At 66.8% G+C, this 19,991-nt stretch carries 12 protein-coding genes and 1 pseudogene; 10 read left to right on the forward strand and 3 right to left on the reverse strand.

Annotation, left to right across the window (positions count from 1 at the left end):
- Positions 1-123 precede the first annotated feature (123 nt).
- The 7 genes and pseudogenes from ASG07_RS00445 (at position 124) to ASG07_RS00475 (ending at position 13,869) form a co-directional block, all read left to right on the forward strand.
- Complete coding sequence (locus ASG07_RS00445) at positions 124-3,342, forward strand: glycoside hydrolase family 2 TIM barrel-domain containing protein (protein ID WP_055840702.1); 3,219 nt, start codon at positions 124-126, stop codon at positions 3,340-3,342.
- A 232-nt stretch (positions 3,343-3,574) separates the two neighbouring features.
- Positions 3,575-6,553 (forward strand): TonB-dependent receptor, encoded by a 2,979-nt coding sequence (locus ASG07_RS00450; RefSeq protein ID WP_055840704.1) that lies wholly within the window; start codon positions 3,575-3,577, stop codon positions 6,551-6,553.
- A 4-nt stretch (positions 6,554-6,557) separates the two neighbouring features.
- Complete coding sequence (locus tag ASG07_RS00455) at positions 6,558-7,928, forward strand: family 43 glycosylhydrolase (RefSeq protein ID WP_055840707.1); 1,371 nt, start codon at positions 6,558-6,560, stop codon at positions 7,926-7,928.
- Positions 7,929-8,008: 80 nt separating this feature from the next.
- Complete coding sequence (locus ASG07_RS00460) at positions 8,009-9,589, forward strand: alpha-L-arabinofuranosidase C-terminal domain-containing protein (protein WP_055840711.1); 1,581 nt, start codon at positions 8,009-8,011, stop codon at positions 9,587-9,589.
- Positions 9,590-9,600: 11 nt separating this feature from the next.
- Positions 9,601-10,620, forward strand: a complete 1,020-nt coding sequence (locus tag ASG07_RS00465; RefSeq protein ID WP_201780933.1) for an arabinan endo-1,5-alpha-L-arabinosidase — start codon at positions 9,601-9,603, stop codon at positions 10,618-10,620.
- A 208-nt stretch (positions 10,621-10,828) separates the two neighbouring features.
- Positions 10,829-11,857, forward strand: a pseudogene (locus tag ASG07_RS00470) (glycoside hydrolase family 43 protein); the annotation flags it as partial.
- Positions 11,858-11,859: 2 nt separating this feature from the next.
- Positions 11,860-13,869 (forward strand): MGH1-like glycoside hydrolase domain-containing protein, encoded by a 2,010-nt coding sequence (locus tag ASG07_RS00475; RefSeq protein WP_055840713.1) that lies wholly within the window; start codon positions 11,860-11,862, stop codon positions 13,867-13,869.
- A 126-nt stretch (positions 13,870-13,995) separates the two neighbouring features.
- Here the strand turns inward: ASG07_RS00475 and ASG07_RS00480 are convergent, their stop codons facing one another.
- Both ASG07_RS00480 and ASG07_RS00485 read right to left on the reverse strand, forming a co-directional pair.
- Positions 13,996-14,718 (reverse strand): FadR/GntR family transcriptional regulator, encoded by a 723-nt coding sequence (locus ASG07_RS00480; protein ID WP_055842671.1) that lies wholly within the window; start codon positions 14,716-14,718, stop codon positions 13,996-13,998.
- A gap of 121 nt (positions 14,719-14,839) precedes the next feature.
- Positions 14,840-15,844: a family 43 glycosylhydrolase gene (locus ASG07_RS00485; protein WP_055840717.1), complete on the reverse strand. Its 1,005-nt coding sequence runs from the start codon at positions 15,842-15,844 to the stop codon at positions 14,840-14,842.
- Between the two features lie 149 nt (positions 15,845-15,993).
- Between ASG07_RS00485 and ASG07_RS00490 the strand changes: the two genes are divergently transcribed.
- Complete coding sequence (locus tag ASG07_RS00490) at positions 15,994-17,151, forward strand: cellulase family glycosylhydrolase (protein ID WP_055840719.1); 1,158 nt, start codon at positions 15,994-15,996, stop codon at positions 17,149-17,151.
- A gap of 74 nt (positions 17,152-17,225) precedes the next feature.
- Here the strand turns inward: ASG07_RS00490 and ASG07_RS00495 are convergent, their stop codons facing one another.
- Positions 17,226-18,047 (reverse strand): class I SAM-dependent methyltransferase, encoded by an 822-nt coding sequence (locus tag ASG07_RS00495; RefSeq protein ID WP_055842674.1) that lies wholly within the window; start codon positions 18,045-18,047, stop codon positions 17,226-17,228.
- Between the two features lie 83 nt (positions 18,048-18,130).
- Here ASG07_RS00495 and yghU point away from each other — a divergent pair, with 83 nt between their 5' ends.
- Positions 18,131-18,982: a glutathione-dependent disulfide-bond oxidoreductase gene (yghU, locus tag ASG07_RS00500; RefSeq protein ID WP_055840722.1), complete on the forward strand. Its 852-nt coding sequence runs from the start codon at positions 18,131-18,133 to the stop codon at positions 18,980-18,982.
- 228 nt (positions 18,983-19,210) lie between these two features.
- Entirely contained in the window at positions 19,211-19,954 is a 744-nt protein-coding gene (locus tag ASG07_RS00505; protein ID WP_055840724.1) for a hypothetical protein, read from the forward strand.
- Positions 19,955-19,991 lie beyond the last annotated feature (37 nt).

Below are 19,991 nucleotides of genomic sequence, written 5' to 3' on the forward strand. Positions count from 1 at the left end.
GCCATCCAAATGGCGTCTGCAATCGTTCGGGCAGGCACTGCCTACCAGTTGCGCAACCCTATTTCATCTGTATTGTCATACAAGATCAGCAGGCTGGTGAGGCCGCGGGCAGGGAGAGACGTTTTGAAGCACTGGACCATTCTGGCGAGCGGTTCGCTCCTCGCAGTGACGGCGGCTGCGGTTGCGCAGGACGGCGCGCCGCGTGTCCAGCCGGTGCAGGTCGATCCCGCCCGTCCCGACTGGGAAAACCCGGCGGTGTTCGCGCGCGGCAAGATGCCCGCCAGCGCGACGCATTTCCCGTACGAAAGCCTCGCCGCGGCGACCGCCGGCGACATGACCAGGTCGTCGCGCTATCTGTCGCTCGACGGCCAGTGGAAATTCGCGTTCTCCCCCTCGTCCGACGCCGTGCCGGCCGGGTTCGAGCGGCCCGATTACGATGTCGCCGCGTGGAAGAGCATCAAGGTCCCGGCCGACTGGCAGACCGAGGGTTACGACCAGCCGCGCTACAACAACATCACCTATCCGTTCCCCGCCAACCGCCCGCTGATCCCCCACGCGACCAACCCGGTCGGTTCGTACCGGCGCGATATCGACCTGCCTGCCGGCTGGGCGGGGGAGGATGTGATCCTGCACATCGGCGCCGCCGGTTCCGCCTACCGCGTGTGGGTCAACGGACAGGAGGCCGGCTATTCGGAGGATTCCAAGCTTCCCAGCGACTTCGACGTCACGCGGCTGGTGAAGCCGGGCCGCAACACGGTGGCGATCCAGGTGCATCGCTGGTCGGACGGCAGCTATATCGAGGATCAGGATTTCTGGCGTGTGTCGGGGATCGAGCGGTCGGTCTATATGGTCGCCGCACCAAAGGCGCGCTTGCGCGACCTGTTCGTGAAGGCGGGGCTCGACGCATCCTACCGCAACGGCACGCTGGCGACGGAACTGGCGGTGACGGCCTCCACGAAGCCGATGACCGCGCGCATGACGCTGATGGACGGCACGACGCCGGTGCTGGTGAAGGAGGCGCGCATCGCCCCCGGCCGGGCCGAGCGCACCGTGACGCTGGCCGCGCCGGTGCCCGGAGTACGGGCGTGGTCGGCGGAGACGCCCAATCTGTATAACCTCATGGTCGAATTGCTCGACGCCGACGGCACCGTCATCCAGGCCACGCCGCAGCGGATCGGGTTCCGCACCGTCGAGATCAAGAACGGCCGCGTGATGGTCAATGGCCGCCAGATCATGATCCGCGGCGTCAACCGTCACGAGCATGATCCGGAGACGTTCCACGTCATCTCCGAAGCATCGATGCGCCGCGATATCGAGTTGATGAAGCGCAACAACATCAACGCGGTGCGCACCTCGCATTATCCGAACGATCCGCGCTGGTACGACCTTGCCGACGAATACGGCCTGTACGTGATGGACGAGGCCAATATCGAGAGCCACGCGTATATGGATTACGCGAACAAGCACCCGGAGCTTCGCCCGAAACTGCAGATCGGCTTCGACCCGGCGTGGGAGGGCGCACATGTCAGCCGCGTGACCAACATGGTCGAGCGCGACAAGAACCACCCGTCGATCATCTTCTGGTCGCTGGGCAACGAAGCCGGCATCGGTCCCAACTTCGAGAAGGCCGCCGCCGCCGCGCGTCGCCGCGATCCCTCGCGACTGATCTCGTATCTGGGCTGGGGTACGCTCGACTGGAATCACGCGCCCAACGGTTTCGTGGATATCTACGCGCCGATGTACGACGACATCGAGAAGATGGTGGACTGGGCGACGGACCCGACCCGTACCCAGCCGATGATCCAGTGCGAATACGCCCATATGCAGGGCAATTCGGGCGGCAACTTCAAGGATTACTGGGACACCATCTACAAATACGACAAGTTGCAGGGCGGCTTCATCTGGGACTGGGTGGACCAGTCGATGTACCGTTATAACAAGGAAGGCCGACGCTATTGGGGCGACGGCGGCGAGTACGGCCCGAACCCCGGCGGCGATATCGAGTTCGGCGACGGCCTGAACCAGCCCGACCGCACGCCCAATCCGCAACTGTACGAGGTCCAGAAGGTCCTCTCGCCGATCCAGTTCGAGGGGTTCGATCCCGCGACCGGCCGCGTCACGGTGCGCAACCGGCACGACTTCCGCGACCTGTCCGGTTTCGACTTCGACTGGGTCGTGGAGGAGGACGGCGTCGCCGTGGCGCAGGGCGCGCTGCCGGCGATCACGCTTGCCGCACGGTCTGCGGAGGTCGTGACGCTGCCACTGCCTGCCTTCACGCGCAAGCCGGGTGCGGAGTATCTGGTGACCGTCCGCGCCCGCGCTAAGGCGAACGCGGTGCCGCTGGTACCCGCCGGCTACACGGTCGGATGGGAGCAGTTCGCGCTGGGCAGCACGCCGAAGCCGGTCGTCGCGCGCGGCGGTGCGGTGACGGTGCGCGATGCCGCCGATGTGGTGCGGTTGTCGGCGAGCGGCGCCAGCCTGACGATCGATCGCAAGACCGGACTGGTCGACGGCTATGCCCGCGGCGGCGCAATGCTCGCGACCGGCGGCGCGCCCCATTTCTGGCGCGCGGAAACCGACAACGACACCGCCAACGGAGTCATCGCGCTGGTCGCGCCGTGGAAGGGCTTCAACGACGAGCGTCAGGTGCGCTCGATCACGGTGCGCAAGACCGATGCGGGCGCGGAGATCGTCGTCGATCACGAGATGGGGGCGGGCGCGGTGCGCTTCGTCACTACCTATACGATGGCGGGCGACGGATCGGTCGCGGTCGCGGGCGAACTGACGCCGCTGAAGAGCGATCTGCCGCCGCCGATCCGCGTCGGCCTGCAATATGCGATGCCGACCAGCATCAAGACGGTCGAGTGGTACGGGCGCGGGCCGCACGAAAGCTATGTCGATCGCAAGACCAGTGCCCCGATCGGCCTTTGGCGCGGCGCGATCGCGGAGCAGGACCACGATTTCATGCGGCCGCAGGATACCGGCAACAAGGTCGATGTCCGCTGGATGGAATTGTCGGGTGCAGGCAACGGCTTGAGGGTCGTCGGCGAGACGCCGCTGATGATGAACGCGCTCGCCTTTCCGTACACCGACCTCTACCGCCGCGCGCCGGGGACGTGGAAGTCGAGCGACATCGTGCCGCACGGTCAGGTATCGTTGCTGATCGACGCGGCGCAGTGGGGCGTCGGCGGTGACACGACGTGGAGCGACGTCGGCAAGCCGCACATGCAGTACCGTACGAAGCTGGAGCCGACGCGCGTCGCCTTCCGCTTCGAACCGTTTGCCGGCGAAGGCACAACTCCGACAAAGGCCAAGCCAGCGCGCGCGACCCAGCCGCAATAGGTTCCGTCGATTTGCCGCAAACTGAGGGCAGTACATCGCGTCGGGAGTGTAAAATGGCCACACTCCCGTCGCTTATGACGTTGATAACTCCTACTATATTGCAATCGTCCGATAAAACCGACTAGCGCAGCGGCGGGAAATCGCCGCCGTCCGGCGGCGGAACCTCCCGGGTTCAGGCAGGCCGAGAACGGCCGCGCGGTGCATCGCTGCACCGGTGGAGAGGACGAAAACGATGAAGCGCGCACCCTTATTCCTGTTGTCGAGCGCCACGATGGCGCTGGTGATCGCCGGCGCGATGCCCGCCGCGGCGCAGGACGCGCCAACACCCGCCGCGCAGGATGCTCCGGCCCCGACCGCCGGCGAGACGACGCAGGTCAACCCCGCCGCCGATGTCGCGCCCGCGCCTGCCGCGCCGCAGTCTCCGACCGCGCCGCAATCGCCCGAAGGTGGGCAGGATCAGGAGGCCGCGCAGGCGGCCCCGCCCGCCGGCTATGCGGCGCAGGGGGATGGCGGCGAGATCGTCGTGACGGGGTTCCGCCAGAGCCTCAGTTCCGCGCAGGCGTTGAAGCGCGACTCCGATTCGATCCTCGACGCGATCGTCGCCGAGGATATCGGCAAGCTGCCCGACAACAACGCGTCGGAGGCGCTGGCTCGCATCACCGGCGTGCAGGTGACGCGCACCAACGACGAGGCGACGGGCGTGCTGGTCCGCGGCCTGCCCGACCTGACCACCACCTTCAACGGCCGCGAGATCTTCACCGCCGAGAACCGCGGCGTCGCGCTTCAGGATTTCCCCGCCGGTGCGCTCGCCGCGCTGGAGGTCTATAAGTCCGGTACGTCGAACCTGATCGAGCCGGGCCTCGCCGGGCTCATCAACGTGCGCTCGCGCCGGCCGTTCGACTTCGACGGGCTGGAGATCGCAGGCGCGATCCGCGGCACGTACAACGACCAGTCGAACAAGTACGACCCGAACGGCAACATCCTCATCAGCAACCGGTGGGAGACGGGGATCGGCGACTTCGGTGCGCTCATCAACTTCGCCTACACCCAGTCGCATTACCGCAATGCCGTCCGTTACGACGAGGCGTTCGTTCGGACGCCGGTCGGCGATCTCGGCACGACCGACGACGATCTGCCCGTCACGACGCCGGGCGTCGGCAACGAATTCGCCTTCCCCGGCTCGATCGGCAATTATTACAGCCGCGGCAAGCGGTGGCGGCCGTCGATCAACGGCTCGCTCCAGTGGAAGCCTGCGTCGAACCTGGAAATCTATGCCGACGGCCTGTGGCAGGCCTATCGCGGAGAGGCCGCGAACGAGTGGTTCAACGCCAACCTCGAACGCGCCAGCGTTGCCGGCGTGCGCCCGACCCTGAGCAACGTCGTGCTGGTCGAAGGCGAGCCGAACAAGGCCGCCAGCCTGACCAAGACCGGTGGCTATCCGGCGGAGATGTACCGGTCGACCAACAACGATCGCACCGATACCTATCAGGGTGCGATCGGCTTCGTCTGGAGCATCGGTCGCGCGAAGATTTCGAGTGATTTCGCCTATACCACGTCGACCTACACCGCGAGCGAGTACAGCCTCGACTCGCAGTTCACCTCCGCGCCGACGGTCAATGCGGCGTTCGATGTCGACGGATCGGTCGATTACGACCTTGGCGGATACGACGCGCTGAACCCCGCCAACTATGCGTGGCGCGGCTATTACGAGCGCCGGTACAAGGCGAAGGGCGACGGTATCCAGTGGCGGGCCGATGTCGACCTCGCCACCGACTTCGCGGTGCTGCCGTCGATCCAGTTCGGCGCGCGCTACGTCGATCGCAATTCCAGTCTGGAACAGGGCAACCGCTACGCCAACACCTCGACGCTGGGCATCCCGCTCGCCAGCCTGCCGTCCGGCGCGCTGGAGACCGTGACGGACGGCTTCCGCAGCAACACGCTGCCGGGTTTCCAGAACTGGCTGATGCCCAGCCGCGTCAACATCCGCGAGAACTTCGCCGGGCTTCAGCAGGCGTCGGTCGCGGCGCTGACGCAGCTGGCGGCGGCCAATCCGACCGACACCGGCCTGGCCGAGAACCTCGCCCGGTTCCAGACGGCGATCATCCCGCTCGACCCGCTCGGCGGCTTCACCGCGACGGAGCAGACCTACGCCTTCTATGCGCAGGGCAAGTATGAATTCACGGTCGGGACGTTCGACATCGACGGCACGTTCGGGGTGCGCGCGGTGAATACCGACGGCCGCTATTCGGGCTTCCAGCGGTCGGTCGACGCCGCGGGCGTCGCCAGCATCGACCCGATCACCAACAAGCAGAACTACCTCGACATCCTGCCGTCCGCCAACATGCGGATCAAGTTCACGCCGAAGTTCCAGGCGCGTTTCGCCTATACCGAAACGCGCACGCGGCCGACCTTCGGCCAGCTCAACCCCGGTGCGACGGTGACGTTCAACAGCCAGACCTCGGGCGGGCAGACGACCGGGCCGGATGGACAGCCGCTGTTCAACGCGTTCGTCACGCGCGGCAATCCCAACCTCCAGCCGCTGACGTCGAACAATTTCGACGCGACGCTGGAATGGTATTTCTCGAAGACGGGGTCGCTGACCGGTGCGGTATTCTATCGCGACCTGTTCGGCTTCATCAACACGTACACGAATCCGGTCGAGAACTTCGAGGGGCTGGGCCGCGTCCAGTTGACGCAACCGGAGAATGCCGGCGCCGGCAAGGTCAAGGGTGCGGAGATCGGCATCCAGTCGTTCTTCGACTTCCTGCCGGGCGTCCTCAGCGGCTTCGGCGGACAGGCCAACGTCACCTATCTCGACGGCACCAACGAACTGCCCTCGGCACTGGGCGAGCAGGCCCCGATCGTGCCGATCACCGGCGTGTCGAAGTGGACGTACAACCTGACCGCCTTCTACGAGCGCGGGCCGATCTCGACGCGCCTGTCGTACAATCGCCGCAGCGAGTTCGTGAACAGCTTTAACCGCAACGTCAACGAGGAGCAATATGCCGGCGAGACGACGCGGGCGGTGTCGCGCCTCGATTATTCGCTGGCCTACACCCCGTTCAAGAACCTGACGTTGACGGCCGATATCAACAACATTCTGGCGACGCCGTTCAACAACTACCGCAACTATAACGCGACCCAGTTTTTTCCCCGCGATGTTCGCGAGGAGGGGCGCTATTACAGCCTCGGTGCCCGGTTTCGGTTCTGAGGTCATGATGAAAAACGCGTTCGCCATTCTCGCTCTGTGTCTTGCCGGAGCGGGGGTGGCGGCCGACGTTCCGACGCCGCGCTGGGATCTGCCGGGTGCGGGCAACCCGTTGCTGCCGGGGTATTTCGCGGACCCCTCGATCGTGCGCGACAGGGGCCGCTGGTACATCTTCGCGACGATCGATCCGTGGGGCGACGACCGGCTTGGTCTGTGGCAGTCGGACAACGGCCGCGACTGGACCTTCTCCACACCGGATTGGCCGACCAAACAGGCCGCGACCAGTCCGACCTCCGGCGACGCCAAGGTCTGGGCACCCTCCGTCGTGCAGGCGAGGGACGGCCGCTGGTGGATGTACGTGTCGGTCGGCAACGAGATCTGGGTCGGCACCGCACCCTCCGCTGGCGGACCCTGGCGCGATGCGAATGGCGGCAAGCCGCTGGTGAACAAAGCGTTTGCGCCGAAATATCACATGATCGACGCGGAGGCGTTCATCGACGATGACGGGCAGGCGTATCTCTATTGGGGTTCGGGCTGGAACTGGACCAACGGCCATTGCTTCGTCGCTAAGCTGAAGCCCGACATGATCGGCTTCGACGGTCCGGTGCGCGACGTGACGCCCGCCAACTATTTCGAGGGACCGTTCATGGTGAAGGCGAACGGCCGCTATTACCTGACCTATAGCGACGGCAACACGACAAAGGACACGTACAAGGTGCGCTATGCGGCCGGCGCGACGCCGTTCGGCCCGTTCGAGGAGGGTGTGACCAGCCCGATCCTCCAGACCGATGCGGCGCGACAGATCGTCAGCCCCGGCCATCACGCCGTCTTCCGGTCCGGCGGCGACCCGTACATCCTCTACCACCGGCAGGGCCTGCCGTTCGATCCCGCCGGCACCGAGGTGAAGCGGCAGATCGCGGTCGACGCGCTGCGCTTCGCCGCCGACGGCACCATCGCGAAGGTCGAACCGACGCATACCGGTGGGGCGGTGACGGGCTTCGCGGCCGCTCGCACGCGCGGATTGCGGTGGCAGGCGAGCGGCACGGCGGGCGATCCGCTGCATGGTCCCGAACGGGCGGCGGACGACAATTACGCGACGTTGTGGAAGCCGCTGGTCGGTCGGCCGGTGACGTTGGTCGCCGACCTCGGTAAGAGCCGGCCGGTGCGCGGGACACGGCTGCGGCCGGAATATGCGACGAAGCCGTACCGCTTCCGGGTCGAGGCATCGCGCGACGGCCGTCGCTGGACGCCGCTCGCCGCCGACGCCGTCCGCACCGGATCGCCGATCGTGGTCGCGCATCCGACGACGACGCGCTGGCTGCGGCTGGTGTTCGCGGACGCCGCCGATGTCGGTGTTTTCGAATGGACAATCGACTGATTGCGCCCGGATGAACGACTCGTTATGTCGGAGTAATCAACAGCGCCGCGACGACGGCGAACCTTGAACGGGAGAGATCGATGACACGAACCTGGCGCACCTTCGCGGCCGCCCTGCTGCTGACCGCCAGTGGCGGCGCTGTCGCCCAGACCGAGCAGGCGTCCGCTCCGGCGGCTCAGGGCGCGCTGACCGCGACCGCCACCGTTCGCGGCGACACGCCGGGCGCGACCTATGACCGCCGCGTCTTCACCCAGTTCGCGGAGCATCTCGGCAACGGCATCTATGGCGGCCTGTGGGTCGGCAACGACCGCAAGATCCCCAACACCCGCGGCTTCCGCAACGACGTGGTCGGCGCGCTGAAGGGGCTGGGCGTGCCCGTCATCCGCTGGCCGGGCGGCTGCTTCGCCGACGAGTATCACTGGCGCGAGGGCATCGGCGCGAAGGCGAAGCGCCCGGTCAAGATCAACACGCACTGGGGCGGCGTGACCGAGCCGAACAGCGTCGGCACGCACGAGTTCATGGATCTGGCCGAACAGGTCGGCGCGGACGCCTATATCAGCGGCAATGTCGGCAACGGCAGTCCGCAGGAAATGGCGGAGTGGGTCGAATACATGACCTCGCCCGCCGGCACGCTGGCGGACGAACGCGCGAAGAACGGCCGCAAGGAGCCGTGGAAGCTGCCGCTGTTCGGCATCGGCAACGAGCTGTGGGGTTGCGGCGGCAACATGCGCGCGCCCTATGCGGCGGACGTGACGCGTCGCTACGCCACCTTCATCAAGGCACCGGCGGGCACCCGCATCCTGAAAGTCGCATCGGGGGCGAACGCCGACGATTACGAGTGGACGGAAACGATGATCCGCGACACCGCGGGCCAGATCGATGCGCTGTCGCTGCATTACTACACGGTGCCGGGCGGCTGGGCGCCGCGCGCTTCTCCGTCGCAGTTCGACGAGGCCGGCTGGGCCGAGACGCTCGCGGAAACGTGGCGGATGGACGACATCATCACCAAGCATTCGAAGATCATGGACAAGTATGATCCGAACAAGCGGATCTGGCTGGCCATCGACGAATGGGGCACGTGGTACGGCCAGGACGAGGGGACGCACCCGGGCTTCCTGCGCCAGCAGAACTCGCTGCGCGACGCGCTGGTCGCGGCGATCAACCTCAACATCTTCGCCAAGCATGCCGATCGCGTGAAGCTGACCGCGATCGCGCAGATGGTGAACGTGCTGCAGGCGATGATCCTGACGGAGGGGCCGAAGATGGTCCTGACGCCGACGTACCACGTCTTCAAGATGTACAAGCCGTACATGGACGCGACGGTGCTGCCGATCGAACTGAAGACGCCGTGGTACAACAAGGACAAGTGGGTCGTCCCCACCGTCAGCGCGAGCGCGGTTCGCGACAAGGCGGGTCAGGTCCATGTCGGCATGGCCAACAGCGATCCGAACCGGTCGATCACCGTGTCGACGACGCTGACCGGCGTCACCGCCAGCGGCGTGACCGGCACGATCGTCACCGCCCCGACGATGACGGCGATCAACACGTTCGATCAGCCGAACAACGTCGTGCCGACCGCCTTCACCGGCGCGCAGCTCGGGAACGGCACGCTGACCGTGACGCTGCCGCCCAAGTCGGTCGTGATGCTCGACCTGCGCTGAGGGAAAGTCCGATGATCCGGATCGTCCTTGCCGCCGCGCTCTCCCTGCTTGCAGGGGGAGCGACGGTCGCCCAGGAGCCGCCATCGCCGCTCAACACGCGCCTGGACGGGGCGATCGCCCCGGTCCATGATCCGGTCATCATACGCGCGGGCGACACGTATTACGTCTACGGCACCGGTCTCGGGCCGGGCCAGATGCTCGGCGCGCGGACGTCGAAGGACCTGATCCACTGGACGGAGGCCCCGTCGCCGATCGCCGCTCTGCCCGACTGGGCGACGAAGGCGGTACCCGGCACGAAGGGCATGTGGGCACCCGACATCAGCTACGTGAACGGGCGCTACCGGCTGTATTATTCCGTCTCGACATTCGGATCGAATCGCTCCGCGATCGGGCTGGCGACCAGCACGACGCTCGATGCCGCCGCGCCCGGCTATGGCTGGCGCGACGAGGGGATGGTCGTCGGCTCGACGCCCGACAGGGATTACAATGCGATCGACCCGAACCTGATCGTCGCGCGCGACGGTCGCCAGTATCTCGCGCTCGGCAGCTTCTGGACCGGCCTCAAGCTGTTCGAACTCGACCCGAAGACCGGCAAGATGCTGAAGCCCGATGCCGCGCCGGTGTCGATCGCCCGCCGCCCGGCACCCGCCGGCGGCCCCGCGCCGGTCGAGGCACCGTTCATCATCGATCACGGCGGCTATTACTGGCTGCTCGCCAGCTACGACTATTGCTGCAAGGGCGCGCAGAGCACCTACTATACCGTCGTCGGCCGGTCGAAGAATGTCGCCGGACCGTATCTGGGCAAGGACGGAAGTTCGATGTTGCAGGGCGGCGGCACGATCTTCCTGCGCGCCGACCTTCAGGAGCAACAACGCTATCGCGGCCCCGGCCACGCCGGCGCGTTCCGCGACAAGGACGGCACCGACTACGTCGTCTATCACGCGTACGACAAGCAGAACAAAGGTGTGCCGACGTTGCGCATCGCCCGCATCCGCTGGGGCGCGGACGGCTGGCCGGTGGCGGAGCAGTAATCCGCTGGCCCGCTCATGCGCACCGCGTGTAGCAGGAAGCTTCGAGTGACTGAGGTCCCGAACTGTTCGTGCTGGGCCTGTCGAAGCATCTTCACGCCGGGCGTTGCAACAGGTAGCCCCATCGACAGGCTCAGGGCGAATGATAGGGTCGGTGGCGGCACAGGTGTGACCGTCCGGGCGGCGAGACACAGGACTAATGGAGAGCATCATGGACCCGATCACCCGCCGCCTGTTCATCGCCGGCTCCACCGCGACGCTGGCCGTGCCCGCGCTGGCGCAGCGGCGTGCCGCGCCGGTGCCGGTCAACCCGCTGGTCCGCCAGCGCGCCGATGCGCAGGTCTTCCGCCACACCGACGGCTGGTACTACATGACCGGCTCGGTTCCGGAGTATGACCGGCTCGTCCTGCGCAGGTCGAAGACGATCGCCGGGCTGACGACGGCGAAGGAAGCGGTGCTGTGGCGGCACGAGGCGTCGGGGCCACGCTCCGGCTTCCTGTGGGCGCCCGAGCTGCACCTCATCGATGGTCGCTGGATAATGTATTTCGCCGCCGGCCCAAGCGGCGGCGGCGAGGACGTGTTTCGCATCCGTACCTATGCGGTGGTGTGCGACGGTCCCGATCCGATGACGGGCAAGTGGTCCGTGCTCGGCCAGCTGGAAACGCCGTGGGACAGCTTCAACCTCGATTCGACCAGCTTCGTTCACCGCGGCACGCGCTATCTGGCCTGGGCGCAGCGGGAGCCGGGGATCGAGACGAACTCCAACCTCTACGTCGCCCCTCTGGCGACGCCGCTGACGCTCGCGGCCAAGCCCGCGCGCCTGACCGTGCCGACATTGCCGTGGGAAATCCGCGGCTACAAGGTCGCGGAGGCTCCGGCGCTGCTCGCGCGCAACGGGCGGCTGTTCATGACCTACTCGGCCAGCGCTACCGACGCGCGCTACTGCCTGGGCATGCTGACGGCGAAGGACGATGCCGACATCATGGATCCCGCGGTCTGGACCAAATCGCAGCAGCCGGTGATGAAGACCAGCGCCGCGCACAGGATCTACGGCCCCGGCCATAACAGCTTCACCGTCGACGAGCGCGGGCGCGACATGCTCGTCTTCCACGCGCGCGATTACGAGGCGATCAAGGGCGATCCTTTGTTCGATCCGAACCGCCACACCCGCGTCCAGCCGATCCGCTACGACGCGGCAGGCGTGCCGCAGTTCGACCCGCCCGTCGCCAACGGACCGGTGCGTTGAAGGCGCTGCTGCTGGCGGCGACCGCCGCGCTCCTGTGTGCGGCGGCATCACCGCCCGCGCTCGATACCAAGGCGATCGCGAAGGCGCGCTTCGGCAACGACGCGCCGTGGTACGAGAACCGCATCCCGTTCTTCGAATCCGCCGATCCGAAGATCGACGCGGTCTATTATTATCGCTGGTCGCTGTATCGCGCACATCAGCGTGATCTTGGCGAACGCGGCTATATCTCCACCGAATTCCTCGATGACGTCAGCTGGCAGCTCGAACCCTGGGCCAGCCTGAACGACGCCACCGGATTCCATCTCGGCGAGGGGCGGTGGCTCAACGACCGGCGCTTCGCCGACGATTACATCGCGCATATGTACAATGGCGGCAACGACCGCCATTTCACCGACTACATGGCCGACAGCGTGTGGGGCCGATATCTGGTCGACGGCGACCGTGCCGGGGCGACCCGGCATCTGGCGGCCATGCGGACGCTCTACGGCCAGTGGGACGATCATCTCGACCGAGCCAAGGGGCTGTATTGGGTCGAGCCGCTGCTCGACGCGACCGAGTACACCATCTCCTCGATCGACGCGTCGGGCGGCCAGGAAGGTTTCTTCGGCGGCGACGCGTTCCGCCCCTCGATCAACGCGTACATGTTCGCCAACGCGCGTGCGATTTCCAACATCGCATCGCTGTCCGGCGATGCGGCGACGGCGAAGGATTACACCGCCCGCGCCGCCGCGATCCGGACGCGGGTGGAGCGCGATCTTTGGAACCCGGCGCTCGGCCACTTCATCGACCGGTACAAGGTCGACAACCAGTTCGTGAAATACTGGGAGCCGATCCGCGGCCGCGAACTGGTCGGCTATTTGCCGTGGACGTTCGACCTCGCCGCCGACGATCCCCGCTTCGCCGCCGCGTGGAGCCACGTCCTGTCGCCGACCGAACTGGGCGGCGCGGGCGGAATGCGCACGGTCGAGCCCTCCTACCAATATTACATGCACCAGTACCGCTATGAGAGCGGCGTCTTCACCGGCGGTCGGCCCGAATGCCAGTGGAACGGCCCGATCTGGCCGTTCCAGACGACGCAGGTGCTGCTTGGCATGGCCAATCTGCTCGATCACTACAAACAGTCGGTCGTGACGCGCGGCGATTACATGCGCCTGCTGCGCCAGTACACGCAGCTTCACTATCAGGGCGATGCGCTCGATCTGGAGGAGGATTATCACCCCGATACCGGCCGCCCAATCGTGGGCCTGGGCCGGAGCCACCATTATTTCCATTCGGGCTATGCCGATCTGATCCTCGGCGGGCTCATCGGCATTCGCCCGCGCGCGGACGATGTGCTGGAAGTGAACCCTCTGCTGCCCGATGCACGTGATCCGCAGGCGCTGGCGTGGTTCCGCGTGCAGGACGTGCCCTATCACGGCCACCGCGTCGCCGTGACGTGGGACGCGACCGGCCAGCATTACGGGCGGAAGGGCCTGTCCATCGACGTCGACGGTCGCACTGTAGCGCAGCGCCCGACGCTCGGACGCCTGACCGTAGCCGTGACGCGCGTCGCTTCGCCACCGATCGATCGGCCGATCGACCGCGCCGTGCAGCTGAAGCGCACCGATTTCCCCAAGGGCAGCGCCTCCACCGCCGAAGAAGCGGAAAACGTCCATGACGCGATCGACGGCCGCGTCTGGTTCTTTCCCGAACTCGGCAATGGCTGGTCCTCCAAACCCAGCCCGGTGCAACAATGGTATGCGATCGACTTCGGCAAGCCTGTGAAGCTGGAGCGCGCCGAACTCGCCTTCTTCGCCGATGGCGGCCACTTCGCCGCGCCACGCGCTTACCGGATGCAGGCGTGGGTGGACGGTCAATGGCGCGATCTGCCGGCCCAGGCGGATGCGCCGCTGGCGAACGGGATCACGCATGCGCGCTGGCCGGCGTTGACGACCAGCAAGGTGCGCGTGATGTTCGACCTGACTCCCAACCGCGCGATGCGGCTGGTGGAGGCGAAGCTGTACTGATCCGACCGGCGACACGCCTTCAACTCTCTCGTCACCGCCGCGACAGCTAAGGTGACGACTGAATGCGTCGCGCCGTAGATATCCTCGTCATCCCGGGACCAGCCCGGCATGACGTTACCGACGCACTCATCCGCCGATCGAAAGCTGCGTGTCCTCCAGCGCGAGATCGACCAGCGTCCGCATCGCCGCGCTTGCGGCCGGGCCGTCGCCGGCCGCGATCGCGTCCAGCACGACGCGATGGTCGGGGATCGGGTTGCGGGGCAGGGCGCGTTGCCGCTGCTTGAACTGCGTCGTCCAGTTCACCGCCGCGCCGATGCTGGCGCTCAGCACCATCAGCGCGGGGTTGCCGGTCGCGTGCAGGATGGCGTTGTGGAAATCGCGATCCGCCGCGCGGCCCGCTTCGCTTGCGAGCGTATGGCGGGTCATCGCCGCCAGCGCATCCTTCATCGCCTTCAACTGCACACGGTCGCGCCGCTCGGCCGCAAGTGCCGCCGCCGCCGGTTCCACGATCGCACGCAACTCGAACAGGCCGCGGATCAGGTCGCGGTCGGGTTCGCCGGAAAACGCCCAGGCGAGAACCTCCGGGTCGAGGAGGTTCCACCGGTCCCGCGGCAGCACGCGCGTGCCCGCCTTGGGCCGGCTTTCGACCAGTCCCTTCGCCGCCAGCACCCGCACCGCTTCGCGATAGGCGCTGCGCGATACGTCGAGCGCCTCCGAAAAGGCGACTTCGCCCGACAGCACCTGCCCCGGGACATATTCGCCGGACAGGATCGCGATGCCCAGCTTTCGGGCGATGCCGCCATGCAGCCGCCGTCCCGTGCCGCGTGGCACCCGCACGCCATCCACCATGCGTGGAACGCCTGACCCCAGCGCGTCGGGCAGGTCGGTATCGGTCATCGGCATCTCTCCCCGCCCGACTGCTATCAGGCGATCCGGGAGCCTAACAGTCAATTGTCCGACCGGAAACGGGTCATCGCACCGGCAGCGTCGGGGCGGCTGCTCCATCGGTCATTCGAACCGGCAGAATCGTACCGTCCTTTGCGTAGCTTAACCGGTCGATCGCGACCACGCGCTCGCCCTTGAACGGGGCCGGGCCGGGGCGCTGCTCCCAACGGTGATAGACGATCAGCGTCTTGCCGTCCGGGGTCGGCACGATGCTATGGTGGCCCGGGCCCTGATGCTTCGCGTCGCTGGTCAGGATCGCGCCGCGATAGCGCCACGGCCCCAGCGGCGACGATGCCGTAGCGTAATGGACCGAGTAATCCGGCCCGTTGAAGCGACCGTGGCTGTACGACAGGTAATAGGTGCCGTTGCGGTAATCGACGAAGGCGCCCTCGGTGAAGTTCTTCGGCGTCGCGACCGGCATCTCGCGCACGATCGACACCATATCGTCCGCCATCTGCCACACGCGCAGCTTCGCGCCCGCGCTGCCGCCGGCATAGAGATAGGCGATGTTCGTCTTCGGATCGACGAAGACCATCGGGTCGATCGCCTCGAAGCCGTTGCCGCCGGTGACCAGCGGCTTGCCGATGTCGCGATAGGGACCCTGCGGGCGATCGGCGACGGCGACGCCGATGCGGCTGGGGGTCGGGTTCTGCGGGCCGACCGAGAAATAGAGATAGTATTGACCGTTGCGGGTCGCGACGCCGGGAGCCCACAGGAAATGCTCCTTAGCACCGTCATCGCCGATCCACTTGATCTGGTCGCGGCGGATCAGTTCGCCGCGCGCGGTCCACTGGCGCAGGTCGCGCGACGACCATGCCCCGAATCGGTCCGCGTCCCAGCTTCCGGCGGTGCTGCCGGTCTGCTCCTTCGGGCCGCCCGTCGGGAAGACCCACATCTCGCCGTCGATCATCATCGCGTGCGGGTCGGCGCCCTCGAACTGTGGATTGCCGGGCGTGCCGGTTGTTTGAGGCAGCGGTGTCGCACCGCCGAGGGTCAGGGCGGCGATGACGCCGGCAAGGGCAGGGCGCATGGCATTTCTCTCCCGTTCGTCTCATGACGTTTTCGACAGCATATCACGCGCCGCGAGAAGATCGAGGCTTGTTATAAGACTAATATGCCGTGATACTCGATGCTTAGCGATCAGGCCGCGACAGACGGCGAAGAGGAGGACGAGGCGCGATGAAGTTTTTGTGGGCGACCCTGCTGGCGAGCGTCGCGCTCACCGCCACATCCGCCGAGGCGCGTGGGCGCTGGACCGAGGCGCAGGCCAATGCGTGGTACGCGAAGCAGCCTTGGCTGGTCGGCGCGAATTACGCCCCCGCCACCGTGATCAACCAGATGGAGATGTGGCAGGCGGAAACGTGGGACCCGAAGCGCATCGACTACGAGCTTGGACTTGCGCAGGGGATCGGCATGAACACGATGCGCGTGTTCCTGCACGATCAGCTGTGGCAGCAGGATGCGGAGGGGTTCAAGCGTCGGATCGCCGAATTCCTGACGATCGCGCAACGGCATGGCATCAAGCCGCTGTTCGTACTGTTCGATAGTTGCTGGGACCCCAACCCCGTGCTCGGGCCACAGCATCCGCCGATTCCCGGCGTCCACAATAGCGGCTGGGTGCAGGGACCGGGCCTGCCCGGACTGCGCGATCGCAGCCGGTATCCCGGGTACAAGGCGTATGTGCAGGGCGTGATCGGCGCGTTCGCGACCGACGATCGCATCCTTGGCTGGGACGTATGGAACGAGCCGGACAATGGCGCCGACCAGTATAAGGGGCAGGAGGGCAAGGAGCCGCTGGTCCGTGCGATGCTGGCGCAGGTGTTCGACTGGGCGCGCGATGCCGATCCGTCGCAGCCGCTGACATCGGGCGTGTGGGTCGGAAGCGACTGGGCGCCCGGCGGCAAGTCGTCGCCGATGGAAAAGCTGCAGCTCGGCCAGTCGGACGTCATCAGCTTCCACGATTACAACTGGCCCGAGACGTTCGAAGGCCGCATCCGCCAGTTGCTGCCCTATGGCCGTCCGATCCTGTGCACCGAATATATGGCGCGCGGCAACGGATCGACGTTCGACGGCAGCCTGCCGATCGCCAAGCGCTACAACGTCGCGGCGATGAACTGGGGTTTCGTCGACGGCAAGACGCAGACGCGGCTGCCATGGGATAGCTGGCAGAAGCCATACGTCATGGCCGAACCGACGATCTGGTTCCACGAGGTGTTCCGCAACGACGGGACGCCGTACCGGGCTGCGGAAACGGACCTGATCCGCAGACTTGCGGCCGCGCCGAAGGGCGTGGTGCCGCCGGCCGTCGTGGCTCCGCAGCGGCGCAGGAAGCGCTGACCCGAATCCGGAACGCCGGTCGCCAAAGCTCCGGGAAACTGCGGGAGGCGGCATGTCCGCCTCCCGCGCGAGAACTACCGCGCTTTCACGAACCGCAGGGTCATCCGGTCGCTCTCGCCGATCGCGACGTATCTGGCGCGGTCGGTGTCGCCCAGCCGCAGGGTCGGCGGCAGCGTCCAGACGCCCTCCGCCCAGTCATGCGTGTCGCGCGGGTTGGCGTTGACCTTGCTCTCGCCGGCCAGCCTGAAACCGGCGTCCGACGCCAGCTTCACGATCGTCGATCGCTTGAGATAGCCGCTCTTCATCTCCGCCGCAGAATCCATGTCTTCGGGCAGGCGGTGGTCGACCACGCCCAGCGTGCCGCCGGGTTTCAGCATGCGGTGGAACGCTTTGAACGCGTTCGGCGCGGCCTGTCCGCCCTGCATGATGAGGTTGTGGACGTTGCGGAACGTCAGCACGGTGTCGACCGACCCGTCCGGCACAGTCGACGTACCCGCCGCGACGTCCAGCGCCGCCGCCGTCGCGCCCTTGTACCGGGTGCCGCCGCCCGCGAGCAGCTTCGTCAGCCCCTCCTGCCCCTTCTGACTGGTGAGGCCGACATAATGGCCGCGCGCCGACAGCATGGGTGCGAGGATTTCGGTGTACCAGCCGCCGCCGGGCTGGAACTCGACCACCGTCTGCGTCGGCGTCACGCCGAAGAACGCCAGCGTCTCGGCCGGATGCCGGTATCTGTCGCGCGCGCGGTTCTGCGGGCTGCGTTCCGGCGCGGCGACGGCCTTCGCGATCGCCGGGTCGGTCCGCTTCGCCACCGCCTGCGCGCCCGACGGCGTCGCCGCCGCGATCAGCATCCCGCCCATTCCTGTGACGGCCAGTGCCGCCAGACCGTGCTTCAGCATCATTCTCTCCCGCCGCTTCCTTGAGGGCGGGGGTGGTGGACCATAGATTGCGACCGGCCGCAACCGCGGCGAAGGAACCTGCGATGACCGACCCGAACTACGAACCGCCCAAGGTCTGGACCTGGAACCGCGAGGCCGGTGGCCGCTTCGCCAGCATCAATCGCCCGATCGCCGGGCCGACGCACGACAAGGACCTGCCGGTCGGCGACCATCCGCTGCAACTCTATTCGCTCGCCACGCCCAACGGGCAGAAGGCGACGATCATGCTGGAGGAGCTGCTGGAGGCGGGGCACGCCGGTGCGGAATACGACGCATGGCTGATCCGCATCATGGACGGCGACCAGTTCGGCAGCGGCTTCGTCGCCGCCAACCCCAATTCGAAGATTCCCGCGCTGGTCGATCATAGCGGCCCGGAGCCGGTCCGCGTGTTCGAGTCCGGTTCGATCCTCGTCTATCTCGCGGAGAAGTTCGGGGCGTTCCTGCCGACCGAGCCGGCCGCGCGCGCGGAGACGTTGTCGTGGCTGTTCTGGCAGATGGGGGCCGGCCCGCTGCTGGGCGGCGGCTTCGGGCATTTCTACGCCTATGCGCCGGTGAAGATCGAATATGCGATCGACCGCTATGCGATGGAGGTGAAGCGGCAGCTCGACGTGCTGAACCGGAGACTGGGCGAGGTGCCCTATATCGCGGGCGACGACTACACGATCGCCGATATCGCGATCTGGCCGTGGTACGGCGCGCTGGTGCAGAACAAGGTCTATGACGCGGCCGAGTTCCTGGCGGCGCAGGACTACGCGAACGTCGTCGCCTGGGCCGGGCGCATCGGCGAGCGGCCGGCGGTGAAGCGGGGACGGATCGTCAACCGCATCATGGGCGACCCCGCGGAACAGCTCCACGAACGCCACGACGCGAGCGATTTCGACGGGAAGCTGGCCTGACTTGAATCCTCCCCGTCACGGGGAGGGGGACCGCGCAACGGTGGAGGGGCAGCCACGGGCGACACCGCGTGTGGCCGCCCCTCCGTCACGCCTGCGGCGTGCCACCTCCCTGTGCCGGGGAGGAATAGTTGGCCGGCTCAACCCTCTACTGGTGAGGGAAGCCGGAAATAGCGGGGGATCGACAGAGGCCATTGCGACCGCCTCCGCCACATCCTAGGGCGATCCGCGATGGCATCGGGTTACCGCGTCTCGCCCGGTCGGCGTCGGCCCGCCTCGCTGATCCTGGCGCTGGTGGCGCATGTCCTTATCATCCTCGCGCTGTTCTGGGCCGCGCCGAAGCCGCCGCCGCCGCGCGAGGTCGATCCCGACCCCAAGACTTTCAGCCTCTATCCCGCGCCGAACGAGGTCGCGCGGCCGAGTCCGCAGAAGAGTGTCGCCCGTTCGACCAGCGCCGCGCGCAAGGCCCCCGCCGCCGCGCCGGTCGGCCCCGCTGTCGTACCACCACCGCCGCCGATCCCCGCGCCCGCGCCCGTGAAGATGCTGGCCGGCGGCATGGAGCTGTTCGACGCCGCCGACATCGGCAAGCTGGGCAACAAGGGCGATACCGGCGCTGACACCGCCGGCACCGGGAAGGGCAGCGGCAAGGTCTATGGTCCCGGCGAGGGGCCGGGCGGCGAGCGGTTGTACGACGTCGACTGGTATCGTCGACCGACACAGGCGGAACTCGACGGCTACCTGCCCAATGGCGCACCGCCCGGCGGCTATGCGATCATCGCGTGTCGGATGATCGAGAACTACCAGGTCGAGAATTGCCGTCAGCTCGCCGAATCGCCGGTCGGCTCCGGGTTGGCCCGCGCGATGCGGCTGGCGGCGTGGCAGTTCCGCGTGCTGCCGCCGCGGGAGGGAAACCGCATGATCCTGGGCGGTTGGGTACGCATCAAGATCAGCTTCGGCGAACTGCCGCAAAAATAGCACGTCACGCGTCCGTCACGGAGGCGTCACGACCCGG

The sequence above is a fragment of the Sphingomonas sp. Leaf343 genome (genome assembly GCF_001423765.1).
In the GTDB taxonomy this organism is placed as follows: Bacteria; Pseudomonadota; Alphaproteobacteria; order Sphingomonadales; family Sphingomonadaceae; genus Sphingomonas.

Excerpts from the sequence above, each read along its gene's own strand:
- ASG07_RS00450 (WP_055840704.1), top strand. The coding sequence starts at position 3,575 with ATGAAGCGCGCACCCTTATTCCTGTTGTCGAGCGCCACGATGGCGCTG.
- ASG07_RS00455 (WP_055840707.1), top strand. The coding sequence starts at position 6,558 with ATGATGAAAAACGCGTTCGCCATTCTCGCTCTGTGTCTTGCCGGAGCG.
- ASG07_RS00460 (WP_055840711.1), top strand. The coding sequence starts at position 8,009 with ATGACACGAACCTGGCGCACCTTCGCGGCCGCCCTGCTGCTGACCGCC.
- ASG07_RS00465 (WP_201780933.1), top strand. The coding sequence starts at position 9,601 with ATGATCCGGATCGTCCTTGCCGCCGCGCTCTCCCTGCTTGCAGGGGGA.
- ASG07_RS00480 (WP_055842671.1), bottom strand. The coding sequence starts at position 14,718 with ATGGTGGATGGCGTGCGGGTGCCACGCGGCACGGGACGGCGGCTGCAT.
- ASG07_RS00485 (WP_055840717.1), bottom strand. The coding sequence starts at position 15,844 with ATGCGCCCTGCCCTTGCCGGCGTCATCGCCGCCCTGACCCTCGGCGGT.
- ASG07_RS00490 (WP_055840719.1), top strand. The coding sequence starts at position 15,994 with ATGAAGTTTTTGTGGGCGACCCTGCTGGCGAGCGTCGCGCTCACCGCC.
- ASG07_RS00495 (WP_055842674.1), bottom strand. The coding sequence starts at position 18,047 with ATGCTGAAGCACGGTCTGGCGGCACTGGCCGTCACAGGAATGGGCGGG.
- yghU (WP_055840722.1), top strand. The coding sequence starts at position 18,131 with ATGACCGACCCGAACTACGAACCGCCCAAGGTCTGGACCTGGAACCGC.
- ASG07_RS00505 (WP_055840724.1), top strand. The coding sequence starts at position 19,211 with ATGGCATCGGGTTACCGCGTCTCGCCCGGTCGGCGTCGGCCCGCCTCG.